The sequence below is a fragment of the Saccharothrix saharensis genome (assembly GCF_006716745.1).
Classification (GTDB): domain Bacteria; phylum Actinomycetota; class Actinomycetes; order Mycobacteriales; family Pseudonocardiaceae; genus Actinosynnema; species Actinosynnema saharense.
Window position 1 is genome coordinate 3,403,442 of record NZ_VFPP01000001.1, and the last position, 24,739, is coordinate 3,428,180.

At 67.6% G+C, this 24,739-nt stretch carries 23 protein-coding genes and 2 pseudogenes; 11 read left to right on the top strand and 14 right to left on the bottom strand.

Annotated features, from left to right (window positions below):
• Position 1: 1 nt before the first annotated feature.
• Positions 2-706: an NUDIX hydrolase gene (locus FHX81_RS14390; RefSeq protein WP_246107813.1), complete on the bottom strand. Its 705-nt coding sequence runs from the start codon at positions 704-706 to the stop codon at positions 2-4.
• A 241-nt stretch (positions 707-947) separates the two neighbouring features.
• Positions 948-1,151, bottom strand: a complete 204-nt coding sequence (locus tag FHX81_RS14395; protein WP_141978651.1) for a hypothetical protein — start codon at positions 1,149-1,151, stop codon at positions 948-950.
• A 124-nt stretch (positions 1,152-1,275) separates the two neighbouring features.
• Between FHX81_RS14395 and FHX81_RS14400 the strand changes: the two genes are divergently transcribed.
• From FHX81_RS14400 to FHX81_RS14410, 3 genes are read left to right on the top strand one after another with little or no spacing between them, the layout of a single operon-like run.
• Positions 1,276-2,469 (top strand): hypothetical protein, encoded by a 1,194-nt coding sequence (locus tag FHX81_RS14400; RefSeq protein WP_141978652.1) that lies wholly within the window; start codon positions 1,276-1,278, stop codon positions 2,467-2,469.
• The gene (locus FHX81_RS14405; RefSeq protein WP_141978653.1) at positions 2,466-3,290 is read left to right on the top strand and encodes a 5'-methylthioadenosine/S-adenosylhomocysteine nucleosidase family protein; all 825 of its coding nucleotides are present in this window, start codon (positions 2,466-2,468) and stop codon (positions 3,288-3,290) included. Before FHX81_RS14400 ends, FHX81_RS14405 begins: the two co-directional genes overlap by 4 nt.
• A gap of 5 nt (positions 3,291-3,295) precedes the next feature.
• Positions 3,296-3,970: a hypothetical protein gene (locus tag FHX81_RS14410; protein ID WP_141978654.1), complete on the top strand. Its 675-nt coding sequence runs from the start codon at positions 3,296-3,298 to the stop codon at positions 3,968-3,970.
• A 215-nt stretch (positions 3,971-4,185) separates the two neighbouring features.
• Here FHX81_RS14410 and FHX81_RS14415 read toward each other — a convergent pair.
• Positions 4,186-4,980 (bottom strand): annotated as a pseudogene (locus tag FHX81_RS14415) (alkaline phosphatase D family protein); the annotation flags it as partial.
• Between the two features lie 60 nt (positions 4,981-5,040).
• Here FHX81_RS14415 and FHX81_RS14420 point away from each other — a divergent pair.
• A complete protein-coding gene (locus tag FHX81_RS14420) occupies positions 5,041-6,675 on the top strand; it encodes a recombinase family protein (protein WP_170232048.1) in 1,635 nt (544 codons plus the stop codon).
• Positions 6,676-6,740: 65 nt separating this feature from the next.
• Here the strand turns inward: FHX81_RS14420 and FHX81_RS14425 are convergent, their stop codons facing one another.
• The 5 genes from FHX81_RS14425 to FHX81_RS14445 form a co-directional block, all read right to left on the bottom strand.
• On the bottom strand, positions 6,741-6,923 hold the full coding sequence (locus tag FHX81_RS14425) for a hypothetical protein (RefSeq protein ID WP_141978657.1): 183 nt from the start codon (positions 6,921-6,923) through the stop codon (positions 6,741-6,743).
• Positions 6,916-9,171, bottom strand: a complete 2,256-nt coding sequence (locus FHX81_RS14430; RefSeq protein ID WP_246107814.1) for an FtsK/SpoIIIE domain-containing protein — start codon at positions 9,169-9,171, stop codon at positions 6,916-6,918. Before FHX81_RS14430 ends, FHX81_RS14425 begins: the two co-directional genes overlap by 8 nt.
• 62 nt (positions 9,172-9,233) lie before the next feature.
• Positions 9,234-9,566, bottom strand: coding sequence for a hypothetical protein (locus tag FHX81_RS14435; protein ID WP_141978659.1), 333 nt, complete (start codon positions 9,564-9,566; stop codon positions 9,234-9,236).
• Positions 9,563-9,907 (bottom strand): WhiB family transcriptional regulator, encoded by a 345-nt coding sequence (locus tag FHX81_RS14440; RefSeq protein WP_141978660.1) that lies wholly within the window; start codon positions 9,905-9,907, stop codon positions 9,563-9,565. Before FHX81_RS14440 ends, FHX81_RS14435 begins: the two co-directional genes overlap by 4 nt.
• Positions 9,908-10,300: 393 nt before the next feature.
• Positions 10,301-11,788, bottom strand: a complete 1,488-nt coding sequence (locus tag FHX81_RS14445) for a helix-turn-helix transcriptional regulator (RefSeq protein ID WP_342787198.1) — start codon at positions 11,786-11,788, stop codon at positions 10,301-10,303.
• Between the two features lie 315 nt (positions 11,789-12,103).
• Between FHX81_RS14445 and FHX81_RS42990 the strand changes: the two genes are divergently transcribed.
• The 3 genes from FHX81_RS42990 to FHX81_RS14465 all read left to right on the top strand — a co-directional run bounded on the left by FHX81_RS42990 (position 12,104) and on the right by FHX81_RS14465 (position 13,267).
• Complete coding sequence (locus tag FHX81_RS42990) at positions 12,104-12,481, top strand: Imm1 family immunity protein (protein WP_425473886.1); 378 nt, start codon at positions 12,104-12,106, stop codon at positions 12,479-12,481.
• Positions 12,482-12,749: 268 nt separating this feature from the next.
• Positions 12,750-12,995, top strand: coding sequence for a hypothetical protein (locus FHX81_RS14460; protein WP_141978664.1), 246 nt, complete (start codon positions 12,750-12,752; stop codon positions 12,993-12,995).
• A gap of 92 nt (positions 12,996-13,087) precedes the next feature.
• On the top strand, positions 13,088-13,267 hold the full coding sequence (locus FHX81_RS14465) for a transcriptional regulator (RefSeq protein WP_342787199.1): 180 nt from the start codon (positions 13,088-13,090) through the stop codon (positions 13,265-13,267).
• 195 nt (positions 13,268-13,462) lie between these two features.
• Here FHX81_RS14465 and FHX81_RS14470 read toward each other — a convergent pair.
• The 4 genes and pseudogenes from FHX81_RS14470 to FHX81_RS14485 form a co-directional block, all read right to left on the bottom strand.
• Positions 13,463-14,208 (bottom strand): annotated as a pseudogene (locus FHX81_RS14470) (alkaline phosphatase D family protein); the annotation flags it as partial.
• Positions 14,209-14,423: 215 nt separating this feature from the next.
• Complete coding sequence (locus tag FHX81_RS14475; protein ID WP_141978666.1) at positions 14,424-14,822, bottom strand: DUF4233 domain-containing protein; 399 nt, start codon at positions 14,820-14,822, stop codon at positions 14,424-14,426.
• Complete coding sequence (folC, locus tag FHX81_RS14480; protein ID WP_141978667.1) at positions 14,819-16,183, bottom strand: bifunctional tetrahydrofolate synthase/dihydrofolate synthase; 1,365 nt, start codon at positions 16,181-16,183, stop codon at positions 14,819-14,821. The genes FHX81_RS14475 and folC overlap by 4 nt, the downstream gene beginning before the upstream one ends.
• Positions 16,180-18,816: a valine--tRNA ligase gene (locus FHX81_RS14485; RefSeq protein ID WP_141978668.1), complete on the bottom strand. Its 2,637-nt coding sequence runs from the start codon at positions 18,814-18,816 to the stop codon at positions 16,180-16,182. The genes folC and FHX81_RS14485 overlap by 4 nt, the downstream gene beginning before the upstream one ends.
• Positions 18,817-18,949: 133 nt before the next feature.
• On the opposite strand from FHX81_RS14485, the gene FHX81_RS40515 reads away from it, so the two are divergent.
• The 3 genes from FHX81_RS40515 to FHX81_RS14495 all read left to right on the top strand — a co-directional run bounded on the left by FHX81_RS40515 (position 18,950) and on the right by FHX81_RS14495 (position 23,375).
• A complete protein-coding gene (locus FHX81_RS40515) occupies positions 18,950-19,849 on the top strand; it encodes a hypothetical protein (protein ID WP_170232049.1) in 900 nt (299 codons plus the stop codon).
• 66 nt (positions 19,850-19,915) lie between these two features.
• Positions 19,916-20,872: a hypothetical protein gene (locus tag FHX81_RS14490; protein ID WP_141978669.1), complete on the top strand. Its 957-nt coding sequence runs from the start codon at positions 19,916-19,918 to the stop codon at positions 20,870-20,872.
• A 211-nt stretch (positions 20,873-21,083) separates the two neighbouring features.
• Positions 21,084-23,375: an FdhF/YdeP family oxidoreductase gene (locus FHX81_RS14495; protein WP_141978670.1), complete on the top strand. Its 2,292-nt coding sequence runs from the start codon at positions 21,084-21,086 to the stop codon at positions 23,373-23,375.
• Between the two features lie 4 nt (positions 23,376-23,379).
• Here the strand turns inward: FHX81_RS14495 and FHX81_RS14500 are convergent, their stop codons facing one another.
• Together FHX81_RS14500 and FHX81_RS14505 are read right to left on the bottom strand one after the other, a co-directional pair.
• Positions 23,380-23,580, bottom strand: a complete 201-nt coding sequence (locus FHX81_RS14500; protein WP_141978671.1) for a hypothetical protein — start codon at positions 23,578-23,580, stop codon at positions 23,380-23,382.
• 9 nt (positions 23,581-23,589) lie between these two features.
• Complete coding sequence (locus FHX81_RS14505) at positions 23,590-24,162, bottom strand: ArsR/SmtB family transcription factor (protein WP_141978672.1); 573 nt, start codon at positions 24,160-24,162, stop codon at positions 23,590-23,592.
• A 127-nt stretch (positions 24,163-24,289) separates the two neighbouring features.
• Between FHX81_RS14505 and FHX81_RS14510 the strand changes: the two genes are divergently transcribed.
• On the top strand, positions 24,290-24,733 hold the full coding sequence (locus FHX81_RS14510; RefSeq protein ID WP_141978673.1) for a hypothetical protein: 444 nt from the start codon (positions 24,290-24,292) through the stop codon (positions 24,731-24,733).
• Positions 24,734-24,739 lie beyond the last annotated feature (6 nt).

Sequence of the window (24,739 nt, forward strand, 5' to 3'; positions counted from 1 at the left end):
CTCAGCCCGACCGCATCAACGGCGGGAAGAGCAGTTGGGCCGTTCCCCTGCGGTAGAGCGCGGCGGGTCGGCCGATCTCCGGAGTGCTGCGCCGGCCCGTGGGGACGAGGAAGTCTTCCGCCCCCGTGACCTTCCGGCGGAAGTTGCTCGGATCGAGCGGGAACCCCCACACGACCTCGTACACGCGCCGGAGGTCGCTGATGCTGAACGGCTCGGTGCAGAAGGCGGCGGCGATCGTCGTGTACTCCAGTTGGGAACGCGCCCGCTCGAGCGCCTCGCGCAGGATCACGGCGTGGTCGAAGGCGAGTTCGTCGAAGTCGACGGAGTCCACCGGGACCCACTGCGCAGCCCTGGCGTCCGTGCCGGCCACCGGAGTGGAGAGGTCCGGCACCAGGGCCAGGTACGCCACGGTGATCACCCGGCCACGCGGGTCGCGCCCTGGGTCACCGTAGGTTTTCAGCTGCTCCAGGTGCAGCCGCCGACCGTCGAGGCCAGTCTCCTCGTTCAGCTCGCGCAGTGCGGTGCGGTCCAGCGTCTCGCCGTCGCGGACGTACCCGCCCGGCAGCGCGGACATGCCGAGGAACGGCTCCTTCCCCCGCTCCACCAGCAGCACCTGCAGCCTGTCGTCTCGGATGGTGAAGATCACCAGGTCCACCGTCACCGCGACGTCGCCGGCGTGACGACCTGGGGCGACATTCCTGATCACCGAATCATCATACCCCCTAATGGTCGGATTGACCTGAAGTCGGACCGTACTTATAGTCAGAATGACCTATAGCCCGGAGGTGCGAGATGGGCACAGCCGCGACGACTCCCGCCGGAGTGCGCGACGACCGCCAGAGCACGGCCACCCGCCACCTGTGCGCCGGCGTCTACCTCGACCGCGAGTTCCGCGACCGAGTCATCCGCGACGTGCACAACGACTGCCGGCACAGGGTCGCGCCGTCCTACGGGTTCGACCTCGTCGCCGTGGTGGAGCACGCCAGGCGCGCATGGGCGTTGGGCACCGCGTACCAACTGTGCCTGGTCGCGTTGTTCGCCGCGGGCTTGTGCACCGACGTCTTGGCTACCGTGTCGGCCGTCTGCGCCCTCTTGGCGATGCGATCGGTGGCGGACGTGCCGCGCACGTCCCTGGACCTCCTCAAGCTCAAGGGACGATCGTGGGGTCACAGGTGGCGGGCCCGGGCGGAGTCGGCTGACGCCGTGCAGAGACTGCGGGAGCAGAAGCGCCGGTTCTGGCTGGACCTGGGCACCTGCGCCCTGCTCGTGGTCGTCGTGGCAGTCACCGCCAAGCTGACGTCGTCCTCCTTGTCGGCCGCGCTGCCCCAAGGGGTGGTGACGCTGCTCCTCGCGGCCGCTCTCGCGGTGGTCGCGGGCGTGACGCGGCAACTCGCCTTGAACCGGCTGCACCGGACGGCGGACCTCCGGCCGCCCCGCCTGTCCAAGCGGTCGGAAGTGGTCGACGCACAACAGGCGAGCACCCTGGTGGTGTACGGCCACCACTACTCCAGCCAGAGCACCCCGAGCCCTTTCGTGGGCAGCGGGTTCGTGCACCGGTGGCCACCGCAGTCGATCCAGCTGGTGCGCGACGAAGCCAAGAAGTCGGAGTTCATCGCGAGCGACCACCCCCGTTTCGACGCCCCCGAACTCGTGCGCTTCCTGCGAAAAGCGGCCACCGAACTGGGGAGCCACCAGGAAGGGCCGGGATTACCCGGGTTACACGTGCGAGACCGGCTCTTCATCGCCGAAGAGCACGTCGCCGCAGCCCGACACCTCTTGCTCGACGAGCCGACCGCCAACGAGATCGAGCAGATCATCAACGACCCCGGCAGCCTGGTCAAGCACTACCTGGAGATCGGGGTCAGCAGATCTGGCGAAGTGGTGACGACGCTCTTCCTGAACCTGACCCTGGGGGCGCGCACGCTGAACATCGATTTCGCCCTGGGCATGCTCACGAGCCTTCCCCGGGAATTCCGGGTGGTCGACGCGTACCGGCGCAACGGTGCCGGGGAAGTCGTCCGCTCGGCCTTCCGCTCGTTGCGCGACCTCCCCCGCGAACTCCGCGGGTCGTGGCACCTCGGCACAGCGCCGTGGGTGGCCATCCGCGCGTGGTACGCCAGGAAGGACCGCACCCTCGTGTCGAAGCGGAACTCGGTCATCGGCGCCCGGGTCAGCATCCGCCAGGAATCGGACCTGAAGGACCGGGACCGGCACATCGCCTTCGACGCGCCGGAGATCCTGAAGAACAAGAACTTCATCCTCAACCCGATGATCGAGTCGATCGTCGAGTTCCTCAAGCTCAAGGGGATGGACGTTTCCACGTTCGAACGTCAGGTCAACACCATCATCAACGCCAACGTGTTCAACACGGGAAGTCTCAAGTTCGACAACTCGGCGATAGGCCAGGACGCCACGGTGAACCAGGCCGGGACCGCCACGCCGAACAGCCCTTCGGGAGATGTGGGATGACCATGAGAATAACCGTCGAAGGCGCGATGCTGACCGGTGACGGGAACACCATCACCGGCAGCGCCATCGGCCCAGGGGCGTCAGTGGGCCCGGCGGCTGCACGCCTACCGGAGAAGCGGGAAGAAGGCCACCGCATCGGAGTGATCACCATGACCCCGGCCGAGACCCGGGCGGTTCGCGACGTGCTCGCCTTGTCGCCGCTGCGGGACGGCTTCCACTCGGGCACGCGGTTCACCCGCGTCGTCGCCGTGCGGACGCACGGCCAGGGGCAAGGTGCGGCCATGGACGCGGCACGGCGACTGGTCCACCACTTCTCACCGGAGGTGCTGGTCCTGGCGGGCATCGCGGGCGCCATCGATCCGGGGCAGCGCATCGGGGACGTCGTGGTCGCCACCAAGGTCGTGGGTTACGACCTGCAGAAGAAGACCTCGCACGGCACGCAGCACCGGGGTCGCCACTGGGAAGCCCCGGCGACCGTCGGGCGCGCCGTCGACGACTTCTTCTCCACGCGGGGAGAACCGGCCGCGATCGACGACTTCCTGGCGCACTCCGGACTGATCGGCTCCGGCAACGTCGTGATCGCCGCCGACAACGCCCCGGAGCGCCGGTACCTGAGGTCGTTCAACGACAAGGTGCTGGCGGTGGACATGGAGTCCGACGGGTTGGGGCAGTTCTGCCACGAGGCAGGGAGCCGGCCCTGGGTCGTCGTACGAGGGATTTCCGACCTCGCCGACGCGCAGAAGGACGACGACGCGCATGAGATCGCGTCCAGGAACGCGGCCGTTGTCCTCCGCGATCTGATCCCTTACCTGGTCAGGTGAGGCAGGTGGTCGAGTTCATCCTGGCGATCGCCAGTTCCCTGGTCGCGACCTGCCTCACCGTCGCGTTAGGTTGGGCGTTCTCCCGTCGCGTCCGGCGGTCGTTGACGGCTTTGTTCTCGCGCCTGGCCGGGCTTCCCGTGCAACATGTCTACCGGCGCCAGGAACTCGCCAGTCCGGATCTCGCGCGTGACCTGACGAGAGCTCACTGGATCCGCGTGCTGGCGGGCCGCGGGAACGAGTTGACCCGCGACACGTTCAGCTCCGTCTGGGCGGACGGGACGCGACCGCAGCAGGTCGTGCAGGTCCTGCTGCCCGACCTGCGTTCGAGCCCGCACTCGTGGCTGGCCAAGCGCGAGGAGGACGTGCGGCGCGCGGACCCGGCTTTCGCGTCCGGGTTCCTCGCCGAGCAGGTCCGCGTGAACGCGAACTACGTGGCCGCCGCGGCCCGCCGCCACGGCAACGTGTCACTGCGCTTCTACGACCTGCCGAACAGGTACCGGCTGGTCATCACCAACGAGGTCGCGTACCTGACGTTGTACGGCGGATCGGCGCACGGCCGCCACTCGCCCTGCATCGCCGCCCGGCAGTCCAGCCTGCTCTACGACCTCGCGCTGTCGCTGTTCAGCTTCGCCTGGGAGCAGAGCAGCCCAGGAGGATCCGCCCTCGAAGACGCCGCCTGAGGTGCGGGTGCGGGCTTCGACGCGTACCTGGTCACCGGCTCGCCCCTCGTGGGGGCGGGCCGGTGCGGTCGGCACCACTCCCGCTCACGACTGGCCGGGCGCGAAGGTCCCGCGCGTCGGGCAGAACCGCCCGGCCCCCACGGGACCCCGTACCGGACATCGGCGACCAGGGACGAGCCGAGGTCGATCCGGTGTGGACGCGCCCCGGGTCGGGGTCACCGCCTCTCGGGCTGGAGCGTCTTGCTCCACAACGACCGGCCCTTGATGTCGCGCAGCCACACGGTCAGCTCGCCGTCCCGCGTCACCTCGACCTCGCCGAAGTGCTGGAACCCGTCCAGCGGGGTGGTGTTCGCGGCCGGCGGGGCGTTGACGAACACCGCTTCCGGGCCGAACGTCGGGTCGAGGGTGTTCGGGCCGAACGCGCCCGCGTTCAGCGGACCGGACACGAACTCCCAGAACGGGTCGAAGTCCTGGAACGACGCGCGCTCCGGCGAGTAGTGGTGCGCGGCCGTGTAGTGGACGTCCGCGGTGAGCCACACGGTGTTGCGCACGCGCCGCCGCTTCAGCTCCCTCAACACCCACGCCAGCTCGTGCTCACGACCGCCCGGCGCACCCGGCAGGCCGTTGGCGACGCCCTCGATGTCCGTGCCGTCCGGCACGGTCAACCCGATCGGCAGGTCGGCCGCGATGATCTTCCAGGTGGCCCGGCTGCGGTCCAGGGAGTCCACCAGCCAGCGGGCCTGCCGCTCGCCCAGCACGTGCCCGACGCCGTCGCGCGGTGCCGTGTTGGCGTCCTTGTACGACCGCATGTCCAGCACGAACACCTCGACGTGCGCCCCGTGCCGGAACTTGCGGTACACCCGGCCGTCCACCGCCTGCCGCGGGTCGATCGGCTGCCACTCGTGGAACGCCCGGAACGCCCGCGCCGCCAGCACGTCCACCCGCTTCTCGGTGTACGCGGGCGAGGTGAGGATCTCGCCGGGGTACCAGTTGTTGGTCACCTCGTGGTCCCACGACGTGAGTCAGCCAACTACAGTCGACATGGGCCCCTACCAGCGAGGATGCCGATCATGAGCGCACCGACCCCTCGGAAACGCCGGCTCAAGAAGCAGACGAGCAACCGGCCGCCGGTCGTCCCGTTCACGCCCGACAACGATGCCGCACTGTGCTACCTGCGGCAATCGCACTTCTCGGACGAGAGCACCTCCACGGAGGTGCAGACGCGGGACACGCACCGATGGGCAAGCGCCTACGACGTCCCGATCACTGAGACCGTAGAGGACCTGCACGTCTCCGGAGACTTGGAACCCTACAAGCGGGATGGGCTCAAGGTCTGGCTGTCCGACGCGCCGCCAAAGCCGTGGAAGACGTTGGTTGTCTCGAAGCTTGATCGGCTGGTGCGCAACGTGATGGACGCGCTCGCCTTGCTTGAATGGCTCAGGGCACGAGGCAAGCGGCTGGTCAGCATTGCGGAAGGCATCGATTCGAGTAACTCGATGTCGGAGTTCATGATCACCCTGATTGCCGCGTTCGCACGCATGGAGCGCGAACGAATGAGGGAGCGTTTCCGCGACTCGAAAGCAGCCCTCAAGGAAGCGGGCCGCTGGGCAGGGGAAGGCCATATCTACGGCACCATGCCCGTGGAGTTGCCCAAGGGCGGCTGGATCCTCGGACTCGACCCGTATGCGGTCAAGATTCTTCACACGCTTTCCAAGATGGCACGGGCAGGGAAGAGCCTTACCGAGATGTGCGACTGGTTGACGGAAAACAAGGTCGTGACGCCAAGGGACAGGCAATTGCAGCTAGGTGCAGAGCGACGAGGAGAAGACCTCACAACGGTCGAACTAAAAGAGAAAACGTGGCGGCTGACTTCACTCCGCCGCTTGCTGGTCGACCCCGCCCTAGTGGACTTCGGCATCTTCGAACCCGCCGAACAGGCGGACATATCGGCCCGGCTGGAAGAAAAGGCGCGACGGAAGGCGCGAGGCAGCAACCAGCCTTACCAATTCTCCGGTGTCCTGGTGTGCCCGGAGTGCCTCGAACCCCTGTGGCACCGCATCGCGACCAATACACGCACCCGGAAGGATGGAAGCAAGAGCGAGTACGTATACCGGTACTGGCGTTGCCCATCACGCAAGCACGGCCCGTCCATGCGAGCGGAAGAAATCGAGCCCTTGGCCGAACAGGCTTTCTACAGGATCTTCGCAATGGTTCCGGTCCGGGAGCGCATCGTTTTGCCGCCTACCAATCATGCCAACGACATTGCGAAACTGGAGCGTGAACACGGCAAGCTGATGTCCGGAATTGCTCGGGCCAAGTCACCGGAAGCCAGGCGTCAGATCATGGACGACGGGGACAAGATCCTAGCCGATATCGACATGCTCAGAGCTCTCCCGGCCGACCCTGGCGGCGTGCAATGGGTTCCGACCGATCGAACCTGGCAACAAGAGCTAGCGGTGATGACACCGGAAGATCGACGCCTCAGGTGGCTCGAATTGGGGTTCGCGTTCGCGGTGCAGAAACGGCCCGATGGTACGTGGTCCGCCGGTTGGCGTTTGCCGGATGGCTGGCAGGAAGCAATGCCGGAACTAGCCGAATGGCGCGACCGGATCGGCACCACTGGCGAGACGGTAGAGGTCACCGATCTACTCGACTGGACTAGGGTCGGTTTGACCGAGCCAAAACACGGCCAGGATCAAAGCTAGGAAACCAATGACAGAGGGCCCCTCCGCACTTTGCGAAGGGGCCCTCTGTCATCAGGTCGACAGGCTCATTGTCTACGTTGCTGTTCCGGGATCAACACATCGCATACCTCGCCGATTCTCTCGGCCAACTGCCGGACGTCTGCGCCGTCAACGGTTATCCAAATTTCTCCGTCAAGCCCAGCCATGAGCGTTGCCGGAATCCGCCGTTGATCGTCCTTAGTGGACGCTCCGGCGGCGATGTCATCCACCGCCCGGACCCACCTCCCCGTCCACAGGGAGGGAGCCCTTGTCATGTCCGTCCGACAATGGAATCCGGCCCGTCTCCGGACCGTTCAGGAGTGGGCCGGCCCGCCTCCCTGACGGACGTCCGCGCTGGTCAGCCGAGGGACCAAGGCTCAGGGAGGCGGCAGGGAAAGGTCCCTGACTCCCTGGCGTCCTCCGTCCGTCCATATAGGTCTCAAGAGCACTCTCGGCACGACGGGTGATCGCATCGGCAACGTCCTCAGATCGAACGACCATTGCGCCGTCAGATTTACGAGACTGAATTCCGAACCCGAGAAGCACGGCCCGGAGATCACGTGCGGTCCACGGTTCGTATTCTTGCGGGTTGAGCGCAACCAGTCGCGAGAGAACAGTTTGAGTGCGGACACGACTCTCTCCTTGGATCACTGATTGAATGTCACGCAGGTAATCGGCAGGTACGGCTTCGACCTCTTTCAAGTCCGAGCCGGCCGTAAGGGGCAAGTTTCCAATATTTGAGATGGCGCGCCTAATGACGGGCGTCACCTCATCGATGCCGTCCTCGAACGGCAGGTAAAACGTGCGCACGAGCTCGAACGAGTTGTGCGTGACGCCAACCGCAACACAGGTTCCCCGGTCGGTGTGCATCCTGAGTTCGGTTGCCCGGACACCAGCCCGGTACTTGCCCGACCCCAATAGCCCATCATTGGCGATGTGGTCCGCGACAGCAAATGCCACGCCACACGACACGTTCCGCGTGATCTCTTTCGGAATACTGTCCTTCGTTGGCGACTGGGTAGCCAGCAGGAGAACTATTCCGTACTTGCGACCACGCTTGATCAGTTTGACCGCGAGTTCTTCCGCTCGCTTTCCGTACTTTCGGTGCTGGAAGAGTTCGTGACACTCGTCTATTGACAGGATGATCGGGTGCAGGCCCAACCGTGGGTTGTCGGCGAGTCTGCGCGACACCTTCGGCGGTCGGCCTGACTGCCCGCCGAGAGTACGGCCGCGCCGCTCCATTTCACCGAGAAGATCCTCTAGCGCTTGAACGGCATCGGCGGCGACTGAGTCATCCATTCCCATGCGATAGCGACTCAGGCGCGGTACCAGGGGATCGAAATCGGGGCTCTCTCCCATCACGAACGCCCATAGTTCGGCGGTTGGGTCTAGCGCCGCCCCAACCATCAGCACCCGGAGAAGATTAGTCTTTCCTTGTCCGGGCCTGCCGCCGACCAACCAGTTACTTCCGACCAATGGCGCGTTGATTACTAGTCCGCGTTGCGTCAGGCCAAACGGAACACCTTCGAACACGTCAACGGCCCCGTCATGCAACAGCGGCCAATCACCAGCGCCACCGGAGAGCGTGCCTTTGTCAGCAACCCACAGGTCCAGAACTCCGTCTTCCTCCCCTGTGGTGGGCCACGTCTCCAATGACGCGCGCCCTAGGTTGGCCGCCAACACCTTGCGCCGATCGGACACCATCTCCGCCGTCACTCCGAGCGGCAGGCGGATTTGCGCCTGTGTTCCGTCACCGTCCTTTCGCGCCGCAACGGTGTAGACCAGTTCTCCGCCACCTTTGAGGAAGGAGTTCAGCGGGGCAATTCCCAGGTGTGCAAGCGCCCTGGTAATCATCCGCTCGTCTACCCACGAATCGGAGTCATCGCGATCCGGCCGCGTGAGCCATCCCGCCCCCGGTGTGCGGTCACGGCCCTCCCACATGGCCGCCACGACCACCCCGACCACGGTCAGCGGAGGAATCCACGGCCACGCCGCCGACATAGCGGCCGTCAGAGCGTCCCTAACGGCGTAGACGGCCCTGAGCCACCCCGGCATAGCCGACCGGTCCAGTACGGCGTCCACGAGCGCCAGGAGGACCAGCAGCACCGTTACGGCAGCCAGACCGACGAGAGTCCGCCGGAGAAAGTTCCCGAACTTCGCCCACCGCGCTTTGGCGTCGGACCTGATCAACTCCTGAGCCGTCCGCCGCGCCTCCACGTCGCCGGCGATCCGGGCCGCACGGGCATCGGCGCGAAGGTCCGCATACGACGCCCACCGCCACGCCTTGGCGATCCAGCGCCCGGTTCCCCGGGTGAGGAACCACGTCAAGCGGACGACATCGCGGGGCGCCGTGCGCGCCCGGTACGCCACCACCGACCGTGCCCGGGCTACCGCATCAAGATCAGCGATAGACCGCACCGCGGAATTGACCTTCGATGACGCTTTGCGTTGTGCCACAACAGTTTCACTGTCGACCAACTCTCCATCTAGGACTTGGCGGACGAGTTCTCCCCTGCCTGTTTGACGATCATCGCGGGGAGTCATCGCCGTCGACCTCGCGCATGATCGTTAACGGCGGTCACGGTCAGCGCCCGCACCAAGACCCACGATGCGAGCATCGCGGGAACGGCGAGGGCGGCCAACTTCACCCACCCCGACGCGCCAGGGTGCGTCAACGCCAGCCACTGCGCCCCTGAGATGAGCAGAGCGCCGACGACCACCCGACCAGTCAGCGACAGCAACCGCACGCCGCCCCGGGCCGCCTCGGACGCCTTACGCGCCCTCCTGACCGAAAGTCGCCACGCCACCCAGAGCGCCAAGACAGCAGCCAGGCCGACCAGCACGAGCTCTGCAGACAACTCAAACTCGGTCATGCCTGTTCACCCGCCACGGTGCCGCCGTCGCGGCGTTCCTCCCAGCACTCGTAGACCGCGCGCCGCTCGTCCTCTGGCAGCGGACCCCACACGCCAGCCGTCGCGTGACCGCGAGTGCGGAACTCCCACTCCAGGCACTCACGCTGGACAGGGCACGCCGCACACACACGTGCGGCCAACTCCTGATCTGACCGGAAGTCACCCGTCCACTCCGGGTACTCGCCACTGGTCGACAGCCACCCGCACAGGCCCCGATTCCGGACCGCGTGCGCGAGCTGGTCATCCGCCAGCCCCGCGCACTCGTCAAGATCGGCGGCAATCCGCTCGTGGACCTCACTCATCGGCGGCCACCGCCCGCCAGCTCCGCAACAGCGGAGGCGGGAACCCGCAACTCGCCACGCCGCCACACCACGGGCAGCGTGCCGACACGAACTGCGTGGCAGACGGTTGCGACACTGCCGCCAGTCAGCCACGCAACTTGCCTTATAGACAGCAACTCAGTACGCGACGAACGCATGATGGTTATTCCTTACTTGAGGCTTCGGCCCGCTGATTTGCAGGCCGCGCCATCAAGTAGGCCGGAACGTCGCGATGACGACTATGTCACACTCGAAGTATGCGTATGCGGGAGACAACATATCGCAGGTCAGCAGGGGTGCACCCTAGCGCGATATGCTCAGGAAGAATATCCGCCGGTATGATTATTCACGGCGAGGATGTTGATCAGTGGACCGTCACTTGCCGTCGATTTCAGGCGTCTTGCCCCGCTTAACCTGCTCGAACAGGTCGCGGAAGTCCCCGCCCGCGCGCGCGCCGTACGTACTCAACTCCGTGTCCAACTCGGATGCGACCATGAGAAGGGATGGGCGGCTCTGACGTCCGTGCTGCAATGCTTCCATACCCATCTCGGCAGCGCCGTCCACGTCACCCGCCCTTGCTGCCACAACGGCGAGCGTCAACTTTGCTTCTGCGCTGCGCATCGGAGAGACAACGAACCCGTCAGGGGTGACGCTGCGCCGGATTACTTCCTCGGCATTCCGCTTCGCCAAGTCATCGCGTCCCACAGTCCGATACGTGTCCATAGCGTAGAAGTCCCACTTCTCAGGATCGACTACGAAATGATTCTCCGGCCGCTCAGGATATGGCAACTGGCCGAGTAGTTCACTGCCGCGCTCAAGAGATGCGTACACTTCCTCTGACATCCCCATCCGAGCATACGCTTTAGCCTGCTGGCCATAAAGCTGCACCGCCACCGACTGGGACGGTGCCGCGATGATTCCGGCTTGCGCAGCCGGAATCACGGCGCGATAGTTGCCCGCCGTGAGGTGGAACCAAGCCAGCATTTCATGAGCCCAACCGACGATTGAAGCGTCGCCGGACTCATTTCCTAGTTCTAGCGCCATCTTGCGAGTCGCTTTGGCCGCGTCCATGTCGCCCAAGTCATTTTCAAGACAGCCGACCAGTAGTGCCAGCAAGCCAGCATTATGCAACAGGTCACGGTGTTGCGGAAGCGTCAGTTGCTTCTCCAGTTGCACACTGACGTGATTGAGCCAGTACCTGCCTTTGCGCACAAGTTCGCGCGCGTCAGCATGCGCGTAGTCACAGCACAGTTGTTCTACAGTTATGCTCAGGGCATCTATCGTTGGCTGGTCAATTGCCGAGGTACGGACGCGCTGTATCAACTCGGCGGTGTCCATACCGGTGTTGACGACCAGAATTTTGTCCTGATCTTCGGAATCCACTGGTCCGCCGAATCCTCGGCTCGACTTCGATTCAGGTAGCCGCAAGCGGGTTTGACCCGGAAGATCGAACCAGAGCATGTGCGGAGGAAGGTGCAGAATCTTGGCCCAGTTTTGCAAGGTCTCAAGGTATTGCTCAGGCTTCCCGTTTTCAATCCTGCTTACCTGAGCCTGGGTCAAGCCCAACCATCGTCCAAGTAGCTCTTGCGTCAAAGCCTTGCCAAACAGAGTCAAGTGGCGTGGATGGTTCCGGTATGCCTTAAATACGCGTCCGATGTGCTGACTCGCAAAGGCGGCTCGAAACTCGTCCGTCTCAAAGAATTCATGCCTAAGTTGAGCGGGAGGGGTCCTCAGTTGGTCCCGCTGCTCGCGGTGGCAACGTCCGCACAAGCGGGCAGTGTTGTCAGCAGCCAGCACAGCGTCACAGCCCTGACAACGGCGGCTACTACCGGGGCCACCGCCCCGTGAACCAGCTGCACCCATCTCTCGACTTCCCCCGTCAGTGTCGCGGCGGACGCCCTACCTCAGACCAGGGTACTACGGGTCTGTAGGTACACCATCGGGTTAGATCGATCACCACGAATCCACTGCTTAGCAGGCGTTATGCCGAGCGAGTGTGAAGCATGTCGAACTCGGCATAGACATTAGCCGGTACCCGGTAGGACCGTTGCCGCGAAAGAGACCTATCGACGGAAGCCCTTCCCGCAAGACGCGCGAAGATTCGAGTGGAAGCGCATGATTGTCACGGCGGTGCTTACGACCGGAGTTGCCCGCGTCGCCAAAGGGATTCGCGACGCCATGCGGCTAGTGGACGACGTTCTACGCACCGACCACGCGGAATGGGAAACCTTGATGTATATCGGCGATAGCGAGTTTCGAGTCACACGGGAAGGCCCTCACCCAAACCATCAACTACGTGTAAGCGTCCGTCCGGTAAGCGGCTTCGCCGCACTTAACTATACAGACCAAGATGACCCGGATCTTGTAATCGCGAACTCGTACAACCCAAGACGCCCGCTGCCGGATATCGACCTGGTCTTCAGTGGATCCACAGGCGCTGTCTTTCCGCGTAGCGCTGCCATCCCCATATCGGATGCGCGATCCGCTTTAAGCGAATGGTTGACGACCCGGAGAAGGCCGACTTGCATCGAATGGCGTCCCTATGACCCATTCTGACCGGTACTAACTCAAGGGGCCAGCGGTGGCTAACGCGAAACCTTGGATGCAACAGCGCGGCGGTGAGACACGTAAACAACTACTCGACCGACTAGACCAATCTTGCTATCGCTGCGGTAAGCAGATAGCCGATCAGGCCAAATTGGCCGACCACGAAGACACGTGCACCGGCAGTCAGGCTAGCTCGACTCAAGTTGCCGAATCGAATCGGCGAGATCCTATCCCTGCACATCGTTCGGGTTAGCCAGATCTACTATCACCAGAAAGTGTGAACAAGTACATGCAAGCCGATTTTGGAACTTCACGAGTCCGTACTAGTGCGGAGATCGACGCGAACTGCAAGGTCGATCACGAGATCGTAGGTAAAGAGTCGTTCTTCTCGTTTGCAGACGGCATGGTCAGCTTGCATTTTACCGACGAGTACGCTTTTAGGAACTTCATGAGCGAGGCGGTCAAGGTGTTGAGCGTCCTTGGCCTCAACGACTTCAGCGACGTCACAAACGCTGTAGATTAGGCCAGGTATTACGTCGTGTGCCACACCATGAGGCGGCACATATGTCCCATCGATACTCAGTTGCACTTAAGGCTGATCAGTTCTCTAAAGCCGTGGCGCTCGCCGGCTTCAAAAGCTCATACGCACTAGCCAAAGAGATGCACGTTGCACGGTCCACGGTCATGCGCGTGCGTGCCGGGCACATGACTCCCGGTCCGGCTTTCATCGGTGGGGCATTGACGGCGCTTGCCCCGATGAGCTTTGACGACCTTTTTGAGGTCGTGACGATCTGATCGTTGCAGCCCGCTAAGGCTGACCACCTTGGCGGGCGCTCGTCCCCATCCAACTACGGATGACCAAGCGTACGTCGAACCTTACGAGATAGTTCGCTCATCCTAGGCGCGAAGAGGTTCAGCACGCCATTTGGGGACACGCAAGGGCCTGACGGCCGTGGCTTGGTCGGACTGCTAGACTGTTGTTGGTTGACTGACGTGGTGGTCGTCCCACTGCACGATCATCGGCACGCGTGACGCGAACGAGCGGTACTGCGGGTCGAGCAGGTTGTAGGCGAACTGGCCGCGGTACTCGTCCAGCGTCTCGGCGACCTTCAGCTTCTCCGGGATGACGACGTTGCGCCACACCCGCCCGTCGGGCAGCGTCACCTCCTCCTGCAGCGGGCCGTCGGCGTACACCGTGTCGCCGCTGTTGAGGAAGAAGTCGGGGCGGCGGGCGGCCATCGCGCCGAAGATCGGCATGCCGCCCAGGTCCGGGTTGCTGCCCCAGCCCTGGCCCGCCACGTCGCCGGACCACACGAACCGGACGCCGTCACGGCCGGCGGGCGCGGTGCGGAAGCTGCCCGTCACGGCTTCGCCGCGGGTGCGGCCGTCCAGGTCCTCGGCGACGACGCGGTAGTGCACCTCGCGCCCACCCGGCAGGCCGCGCAGCCGGACCCGGCCCGTGCCACGGTCTCCGGCGTCAGCAGCGGTCCGCGCACGGTCCGCGCGTGCCGGAACGACGGGTCCGACGACACCTGCACCAGCATCCGGGACGGCCGGTCGGCCCGCGTCCACACCAGCCCACCGTCGGACGTGACGTCACCGGACTGCACGCCGTGCGTGAGCACCGGCCGGTCGCCGCCGCGCGCCAACGCCACACCGCCCGGGACGAACACCGCGCCCGCACCGATCGCACCGGCGCGCAGCAGCGTCCGCCGGTTCACCACACCATCGCTCATGGGCGGGTTTGTAATCGGTGAAGCCGAATTCCGGGTGAACGCCGGCCGGCCGTCACAAGCCCAGCGCACGGCGGAGCACCACGATCTCCTCCTCCACCCGGCGCCCGCCGCCGCACGAGGAAGGCCTGGGCCGCGTTCCCAGCGTGCTGAGCCGATCGGACCGCGCTCAAGACCGGCAGGGCAGGCGGAAGGGCAGAGGCGACCGCCCGTCCGGACTACCCCTGCTGGCTGGGCAGCCTGCCTTCGGCCATCCGCTTGGCCACGTCACGCCGCAGCCAGAGCAGGTACGCCCACACCAGGGCGAACAGCAAGCCGATCGCGCCCAGCGCGGTCAGCACGAACAACGACCCGATCATCACGAGGTGGATCGCCCCGATGAGGTACACCGCCCACGGGCGCTTCAGCAGCGCGCACGTGGCGATCAGCGCGACGATCAGCCCGAACACCAGGTAGCCGGCGCCGGTGCCGACCCCGCCGCCCAGCTTCGCCACCACCGGCAGCGCCAGGGCGACGACGATCACCTCCAGGATCAGCGTGGCGGCCATGATGCCGCGGAAGGACTTCATCGGGTCCTTCTTGGGCGCGGGCGCCGGCTGCGCGGCGGGTGAGGTCACGACGGCTCCTTGCCGAACAGGGCACGTGCGTCGCCCGCCGTGACGACCGAGCCGGTCACCACGACGCCGCCGCCGGACACGATGTCGCCGTCGTCGCTCTCCTCGGCGAGCCGCACGGCCTCCTCGATCGCGTCGTCCAGGTGCGGCTGCACGACCATCCGGTCCTCGCCGAAGATCGGGATGGCCACACCCGCGAGCAGGTCGGGGTCCATGGCGCGCGGCGAGGAGTTCGCGGTCAGCACGACCTCCTGCACGACCGGTTCCAGCGCGCTGAGGATGCCGACGGCGTCCTTCTCCTGCATCACGCCGACCACGGCGACGAGCTTGCGGAAGCCGAACTCCTCGTCCAGCGCCTTCGCCAGCGCCTCCGCGCCGTGCGGGTTGTGCGCCGCGTCGACCAGCACGGTGGGCGCGGTGCGGACGCGTTCCAGGCGACCGGGCGAGGTCGCGGTGGCGAACGCCTCGCGCACGGCCTCGACGTCGAGCTGCCGGTCCGGACCCGCCCCGAAGAACGCCTCCACGGCGGCCAGCGCGAGGGCCGCGTTCGCCGCCTGGTGCGCGCCGTGCAGCGGGAGGAAGACCTCGTCGTACTCGCCGGCCAGGCCCTGGAGCCGCAGCACCTGCCCGCCCACGGCGACGTCGCGCTGGATGACGCCGAACTCGGACCCGAGCCGGGCGACCGTCGCGTCCACCTCGGCGCACCGCCGCAGCAGCACCTGCTCCGCGGCCGGTTCCTGCTTGGCCAGCAGCGCGACCGCACCCGGCTTGATGATCCCGGCCTTCTCCTGCGCGATCCCGGCCAGGTCGCCGCCGAGGTACTCGACGTGGTCCAGGCCGATCGGCGTGATGACCGCGACCCGGCCGTCGGCGATGTTCGTCGCGTCCCACGACCCGCCCATGCCGACCTCGATCACGCCCACGTCCACGGGCGCGTCGGCGAACGCGGCGAACGCCATGCCGGTGAGCACCTCGAACTTGCTCATCGGCACGTCGCCGCGCGCGTCCACGATCGACAGGTACGGCTCGATGTCGCGGTAGATCTCGACGTAGCGCTCCGGGCTGATCGGAGCGCCGTCGACGCTGATCCGCTCGGTCGCCAGTTGCAGGTGCGGGCTGGTGTAGCGGCCGGTGCGCAGGCCGATCCTGGTCAGCAGCGCGTCGACCATCCGCGACGTGGACGTCTTGCCGTTCGTGCCGCCGATGTGCACCACCGGGTACGACGCCTGGGGGTCGCCCAGGATGTCGGCCAGCGCGCGGATGCGGTCGAGGCTCGGCTCGATCTTGGTCTCGGGCCAGCGGGTGTTGAGCTCCGACTCGACCTGTCGGAGCTCTTCCAGCGCCCCCGTCTCGAACCCGGTCACGCGTTGTCCTGCGGCAGTGTCTCCAGGCGGGCGTGGATGCGGTCGATCTCGGCGGTGGCCGCCACCAACCTGGCCTGGATCTTGGCCACCACGTCCGCCGGCGCCTTGTCCAGGAACGCCGCGTTGCCCAGCTTGCCCTCGCACTGGGCGCGTTCCTTCTCGGCCACGGCCAGGTCCTTGGCCAGCCGCTTGCGCTCGGCGACCACGTCCACCGCGCCGGACAGGTCCAGCTCGACCTTGACCGTGCCCTTGGGCAGGCCGACGTCGAGCGAGACGCTGGCCGCGAAGTCGTCGCCCGGCTCGGTCATCCGGGTCAGCGACCGCACCGCGGGCACCTGGTCGAGCAGGTCGACGCAGCACGCGCCGCGCACCTTGCCCGCGACCTTCTGCGCGGGCTTGAGGCCCTGGTCGGAGCGGAACCGGCGGATCTCGGTGACGAGCTTCTTCAGGCCCTCGACGCGCTCGGCGGCGACCTCGTCGCGCGCGGCACCGGTCGGCTTCGGCCAGTCCGCCACCACGAGCGACTCGCCGCCGGTCAGCGTGGTCCACAGGGTCTCGGTGATGAACGGCGTCAACGGGTGCAGCAGCCGCAGCACCACGTCGAGCACGTGCCCGAGCACCGACCGGGTGGCGTCGGCCCGCGCGCCGCCCTCGGCGAGCTGGACCTTGGCCAGCTCCAGGTACCAGTCGCAGAACTCGTCCCACGTGAAGTGGTAGAGCGCTTCGCTGAGCTTGGCGAACCCGAACGCCTCGAAGTGGCCGTCGACCTCGGTCACGAGCCCGTCGAGCAGGTCGAGGATCCAGCGGTCGGCGTCGGTCAGCTCCTCGCGCGGCGGCAGCGGCCGCTCGACGGTGGCGCCGTTGTTCAGCGCGAACCGGGAGGCGTTCCACAACTTCGTGGTGAAGTTGCGGGAGCCGGCGGCCCACTCGTCGGCCAGCGCCATGTCCGAGCCGGGGTTGGCGCTGCGCAGCAGCGTGAACCGGGTGGCGTCGGTGCCGTAGGCGTCCATCCAGTCGATCGGGTCGATGCCGTTGCCGCGCGACTTCGACATCTTCTTGCCGAACTGGTCGCGGATCAGGCCGTGCAGGAACACGTGGTCGAACGGCTGCTCGCCGTCCATCGCGTACAGGCCGAACATCATCATCCGGACGACCCAGAAGAACAGGATGTCGTAGCCGGTGGACAGCACGCTGGTCGGGTAGAACTTGGCCAGGTCGGCGGTCTGCGCGGGCCAGCCGAGCGTGGAGAACGGCCACAGGCCGGACGAGAACCACGTGTCGAGCACGTCCTCGTCCTGCACCCAGCCCTCGCCGGGCGGCTCGTCGTCCGGTCCGACGCACATGACCTTGTCGTTCGGGCCGTACCAGACGGGGATGCGGTGGCCCCACCACAGCTGCCGCGAGATGCACCAGTCGTTGAGGTTGTCGACCCAGTCGAAGTAGCGCTTGGCCAGCTCCGGCGGGTGGATGGTGGTGCGGCCGTCGCGCACGGCGGCGGAGGCGGCCTCGGCGAGCGGGGCGACCTTCACCCACCACTGCATGGACAGGCGCGGCTCGATCACGGTGTCGCAGCGCGAGCAGTGGCCGACGGAGTGCTGGTACGGGCGCTTCTCGGCCACGATCCGGCCCTGTTCGCGCAGGGCCGCGACGACGGCCGGCCGTGCTTCGAAGCGGTCCATGTCCTGGAACGGGCCGTGCGCGGTGATCACGCCGCGGCCGTCCATGACGGTGAGCGCGGGCAGGTCGTGGCGCTGCCCGATCTCGAAGTCGTTCGGGTCGTGCGCCGGGGTGACCTTGACCGCGCCCGTGCCGAACTTGGGGTCGACGTGCTCGTCGGCGACGATCGGCACGTGCCGCCCGGTCAGCGGCACCTCGACCTCGGTGCCGATCAGGTGCCGGTACCGCTCGTCCTCCGGGTGCACGGCCACCGCCGTGTCGCCCAGCATGGTCTCGGCGCGCGTGGTGGCGACCACGATCGAGTTCTCGCCCGAGCCGTAGCGGATCGAGATCAGCTCGCCGTCGTCCTCGGAGTGGTCGACCTCGATGTCCGACAGCGCGGTCTGGCAGCGCGGGCACCAGTTGATGATGCGCTCGGCGCGGTAGATCAGGCCGTCGTCGTAGAGCTTCTTGAAGATCGTCTGGACCGCGCGGGACAGGCCCTCGTCCATGGTGAAGCGGACGCGGGTCCAGTCGACGCCGTCGCCGAGGCGGCGCATCTGGCCGAGGATCTTGCCGCCGACCTCGTCGCGCCACTGCCAGACGCGCTCGACGAACTTCTCGCGGCCCACGTCGTGGCGGGACTTGCCCTCGCCGGCGAGGGCGCGCTCGACGGCGGTCTGGGTGGCGATGCCCGCGTGGTCGGTGCCGGGCAGCCAGAGCACCTCGTAGCCCTGCATGCGGCGGCGGCGGGTGAGCGCGTCCATGATGCTGTGGTTCAGCGCGTGGCCCATGTGCAGGCTGCCGTTGACGTTCGGCGGCGGGAGCACGATGGAGAACGGCGGCTTGTCGCTGGTCGCGTCGGCCGTGAAGTAACCGCGCTCGACCCACCGCTCGTACAGCCCGGCCTCTACCTCGGCCGGGTTCCACGCCGGCGGGAGTTCGGAGCGCTGCGGTGCGGTGGGGGTCTCAGTCACGGTCGAAGTCTACGGAGGCGCGGGTATCGACTTCTAACCAGATACCTGCTAGCGCGCTCCGGAGCGTCCCGTATCGACTTCCCGGGCGATAGCTGGTAACGCCTTGGGTGGCGGTCGACGAGTTGGGGGCAACGTGGACGAGTACCGGATCGAGGACCACCCCGACCTGCGGGACGCCGGGTGGGCGAGGGAGGCCGTGCGGCGGGCCGAGCGCGAGGCCAGGGTGCGGCGGTTGCGGTCCTTGCCGCGCCGGCCGCGGCGGCGGTTCTGGATCGGGCTGGCGATCGCGGTGGCGGCGGTGCTGCTGGCGTGGGCGGTCGTCGAGTCGGAGTCGGGCGCGCCGGCCGGGCAGCGCCGATTCGACCCGGACGAGCCGTTCGCGGGCACGTCGGCGGCGGCGTGGGCGGACGGCGCGGACGGCGTGGTGGTCCCTGAGGCGGCGGAGGTCGGCCCGTACTCGGCGGAGCAGGTGGCGGGCGCGTACCAGCGGGTGCGCGAGGCCGTGGTCACGGCGCGGCTGGACCCGCGGGTGGTGCGCGACCACGACCTGGAGCCGCTGTTCGGGCTGTTCGCGCCGGACCTGCGGGAGTCGGTGCGGGTGCTGTTCGACGGCCGCAACGACGGCGAGGCGGCGTTGGTGGCGACGCGGGTGGACAAGGGCGCGCGGTTGGCCGAGGTGGCACCGAAGGTGCGCGGCGAGATGGTCGCCGAGGTGGGGCCGGAGGGTGAGCTGGCGGTGCGGACCGATTACACGTTCGCCTACGCGTTCGCACCGGACCGGCCGGGGGCGGTGCGCGGGCCGCTGGACGTGGTGGCGTCGGCGCGGTTCCAGGTGCGGTACTCGCTGCGCACGGGCAGCCCGGGCGTGGACGGGCTGTGGGCGGACGCGTCGCTGGGGTCGCTGCACTCGATCGCGTGTTCGAGTGCCAAGCGCGGCTACCTGGCGCCCGCGTTCACCGAGCCGTCCACACCCCCGGGCGTGGACTTCGACCTCGGCGCGCCGTCGTCACCGGCCGACGGCTGCCCGGACTGAACGACCCGGTAACGCCGGAACCTGTTCGTCCGATCGAGTGATCGAATCACTCGATCGGGGGACTCTGTGGACGCGTACGGGTTGGAAGACCACCCCGACCTGAACGACGCGAAGTGGATCCGCGAGGCGACTCGGCGGGCCGAGAAGGAGGCGCGGGCCAACCGGCCCGGGCGCAGGCGTCGACCGCTGCCGAGGTTGTCCCGGGGACGCGCCCGGGCGGTCGCGGGAGTGGCGCTGGTGGCGGCGATGCTGAGCGGCGTGGCGGCGTGGAGCGCGGTCGGGCCCGACCGGTCGCGGCCCGCCGCGTGGACCGGGGTGGACCTGGAGCGGCCGTTCACCGGCACCCCCGCGGCAGGCTGGGCGGACGGCGAAGCCGGGGTCGTCGCGCCACCGGCCGAGGCGGTGGGCGGGTTCACCGCCGACGAGGTCGCGCAGGCCTACGAACGGGTGCGCCAGGCCGTCATCGCGTCCCGGCTGGACCGGCGGGTCGTCGAGCGGCACGACGTGGAGCCGTTCCTCGGGCTGCTCGCGCCGGACCTGCAGGACCACATGCGGCCGCTGTTCGACGGCCGCCACGACGTCGAGGCGACGATGGTGGTGACGCGGGTGGCGACGGGGTGGCCGCTGCTGCCGGCCGCGCCGAAGGTCAACGGCACGATGCGCGCGGAGGCGGGCGGACCCGGCGAGCTGGTCGTGCGCACGAACTACGTGTTCGCCTACGCGTTCGCCGCGCCCGAGCCGGGCCGGGTGACCGGACCGCTGGACATCGTCGCGATGAACCGGGTCGTGATGGACTACGTCGTGCGGTCCGGCCCGGACGTCCGCGACACGAGCCGGGGCCTGTGGACCGACCAGTCGTCCGGCTTCACCTACTCGATGTCGTGCGACGCGATCGACCGGGGCTTCCTCGCGCCGTCGATCGCCGATCCCCGGGTGGACGGCCCGGCCGTCCCCGAGCGGGAGCCCGAGGAGTACTTCGACCCGACCCAGCCCCTGTTGACCGAAGACGGCTGTGTCGACTGAGGTCACCCGATCGGACGATTCGCCTGAGAGTGATGCCGATCACAATTGACGTTGATCACCGGGATCGTCGCAGGTGAGGACGCCGAAGGCACGGGCCGTTCACAACCCCTTGGGGCCCGTGCCGGCGGTCCCGCGTCGCCCCGGCGCGACCGGAGATCGGACAGACCGCCGGCGCGCTCGCGCGGGGTGCGCCGGCGGCACAATATGAGGCATGGACCGCAACCCGCCCCGGCAGGACATCGACGAGTCGCAGCTCGACGTGAGCGAGCCCAAGCGGTGGGCGGCGGGCATCCCCGGCGTGGCCGTGTCGCTGCGGCGCGGGGTGGAGCAGATGGGCGTGGCGCGGACCGCGACCACGTTGAAGCTGCTCAACCAGCGCGAGGGCTTCGACTGCCCCGGCTGCGCGTGGCCGGAGCCGCAGGGGCACCGCAAGCTGGCCGAGTTCTGCGAGAACGGCGCGAAGGCGGTGGCCGAGGAGGCGACCAGGCGGCGCGTCGGCCCGGACTTCTTCGCCGCGCACCCGATCGCCGAGCTGGCCGGCAAGACCGACTACTGGCTGGGCCAGCAGGGCCGCATCACCGAGCCGGTGGTGCTGCGCGAGGGCGCCACGCACTACGAGCCGATCGACTGGCACGACGCGTTCTCGCTGATCGCCTCGCACCTCAACGGCCTGGCGAGCCCGGACGAGGCCGTGTTCTACACGTCCGGCCGCACCAGCAACGAGGCCGCGTTCCTGTACCAGCTCCTGGTGCGCTCGTTCGGCACGAACAACCTGCCGGACTGCTCGAACATGTGCCACGAGTCGTCCGGCGCGGCGCTGTCGGAGACGACCGGCATCGGCAAGGGCTCGGTGAGCATCGACGACTTCAACCGCGCCGACCTGATCGTGGTGGTGGGCCAGAACCCGGGCACGAACCACCCGCGGATGCTGTCGGCGTTGGAGGAGGCCAAGCGCGGCGGCGCGAAGGTCGTGGCGGTGAACCCGCTGCCGGAAGCGGGGTTGCTGCGGTTCAAGAACCCGCAGAACGTGCGCGGGCTGGTGGGCGCGGGCACGAAGCTGGCCGACGAGTTCCTGCAGATCCGGTTGGGCGGTGACCAGGCGCTGTTCCAGGCCGCGGGCAACCTGCTGCTGTCCTGGGACGCGGTGGACACCGGGTTCGTGGAGGGCTTCACGGAGGGGTTCGCCCAGTACGCCGACCACGTGCGGCGGCTGGACTGGGAGTCGGTCGACACGGCCACCGGGCTGCCGCGCGCGCAGGTGGAGCTGTTCGCCCGGATGCTGGCGGAGTCGCAGCGGACGATCTTCTGCTGGGCCATGGGGTTGACGCAGCACAAGCACTCCGTGCCGACGATCCGCGAGATCGCGAACGTGGCGCTGCTGCGCGGCATGATCGGCAAACCGGGCGCGGGCCTGTGCCCGGTGCGCGGCCACTCCAACGTGCAGGGCGACCGGACCATGGGCATCTGGGAGAAGATGCCGGAGAAGTTCCTGTCCGCGCTGGAGACCGAGTTCGGCATCGACGTGCCGCGCAAGCACGGGTTCGACACGGTGGCGTCGATCCGGGCCATGCGCGACGGCGCGGCGAAGGTGTTCTTCGCCGTGGGCGGGAACTTCGTGGCGGCCACCCCGGACACGGCGGTGACCGAGGCGGCCGTGCGCGGGCTGGACCTGACCGTGCACGTGTCGACCAAGCTGAACCGGTCGCACGTGGTGCACGGCCGCACGGCGTTGATCCTGCCCACGTTGGGCCGCACGGAGAGCGACCTCCAGCACACCGGCGAGCAGTTCGTCACGGTCGAGGACTCGATGTCGGTCGTGCACCGCTCGCGCGGCCGGCTGACCCCGGCGAGCGACCGGCTGCTGTCGGAGGTGTCGATCGTGTGCCGGTTGGCACGGGCCGTGCTCGGCCCGGACCACCCGGTGCCGTGGGAGGAGTTCGAGAAGGACTACGACCTGGTCCGCGACCGGATCGCGCGGGTCGTGCCCGGCTGCGACGACTACAACACCCGGGTGCGCCGGCCGGACGGTTTCGTGCTGCCGCACGCGCCGCGCGACGCCCGGGAGTTCACCGGCACCCGGTCCGGCAAGGCGCACTTCTCGGCCAACGACCTCACCGTGCTGCGGGTGCCGGAGGGTCGGCTGCTGTTGCAGACCATGCGCAGCCACGACCAGTACAACACCACGATCTACGGCCTGGACGACCGCTACCGGGGTGTCAAGGACGGCCGGCGGGTCGTGTTCGTCAGCCCCGAGGACCTGGACGCGCTCGACCTGCTCGACGGGCAGCACGTGGACCTGGTCAGCGAGTGGCCGGACGACCCGACCGGCGTCACGGAACGGCGGGCCGAGCGGTTCCGGCTGGTGGCCTACCCGACCGCGAAGGGCTGCGCGGCGGCGTACTTCCCGGAGGCGAACTCGTTGGTGCCGCTGGACTCCACGGCCACCGTGTCGGGCACGCCGACGTCGAAGTCCATCGTGGTGCGGCTGGAGAAGGTCGACTGAGCCGTCAGCTCGCGGCCCGGCGCCAGGAGAACCCGACGCTCGCGACCAGCACGCGCTGGTCGCGCACCACCCGCCAGTCCAGCCGGACCCGGCCGCTCAGCGAGCGCAAGCGCTTGCTCCCGGCCAGGCGGTGGCTCGCGGCGGCGTGGTGGTCGTCGTGCATGCGCTGCATCGCTACGGCGAGCAGCAGGTCGTCGTGCGGCATGGTGTCCCCCTAGTCGCGGCGCGGCGCCACGGTGGTGGCCAGGAAGTAGCGCACCGGACGGGCGCCTTCCGGGCGGGCGACCTCGTTCTCGTGCCGGTCGGCGTAGGGCTTGAAGAGCTCGGCCATCCGGGCGTGCAACTCGGCCGCCTCCTCGGCGGTCAGGAACTCGGTGGTCGCGAACGTCCCCATCTGCTCGCGCCACTCCAGCGGTTCGCGGTCCTTGATCCGGAAGCGCTCGCGGATCGAGGCGAACTCCTTCTCCAGGAACGCGTCACCGGCGGCCTCGGCGGCGAGCGCGGCCTCGTCGTCCATCCCGATGGACGACCAGCTCTGCTCGCGGCGCACCAGCCGCCACGGCTTCTGCCTGCCCTTGCCGGGCACTTCGGCCACGAACCCGTACTGGGCCAGCATGTTGAGGTGGTAGGAGCAACTGGCGACGCTCTCGCTCAGCAGCTCCGCGCACCGGGTCGCGGTCGACGGCCCGTAGGTGGCCAACACGTCGAGGAGCTTCCACCGCAGCGGGTGGGCGAGCGCCCGGAGCGTCTTCGGATCCCGGATCAGCTCTACCTGTTCGTCGGCCATGCGATCACGGTAGCTACATCAAGGTTCCTTTAGCAAGGTTTCTTTAGAAAGGTTCCTTGATACGCCTTCGGGTAACGGAGGCGGCCGTTCGGGCGAACCTACGGACGTGATGAGGACCGTGCTCCCCTTGGCACTGCTCGCGCTCTGCGCATGCACGAGCGCGCCCGCCACCGAGCCGCCGCCGTCACCGACGCCGACCGACTCGGCCGGCGTGAACTGCGAGGACGCTCCCCCGAACGTCGTGGGCGCCGCCCTGGAGATGCGGCTCACCGGCCCGCGCCAGACCATCAGCGGCAACGTCGTGCGCTGCGCGTACGGCGGCGGCTCGGCCGAGGTCCGCTTCGAGACCGGCGCGGACGCCGCGTCGTTCGCCGAGGGCCGCCGCGACCACAGCGGCATCACCGACCTGCCCGGCTTCCACGACGAGGCCTACCGCGCCACCGCCATCACCGGCGAGGTCGTCCGGACCGCCGTCGTCGCCCGCGCCGGCACGGTCGAGATCACCGTGACCACCGACGCCACCGCCGACCGGGCCCAGCAGCTCATCGACACCCTCTTCGCCGCCCTCTGAACCGCT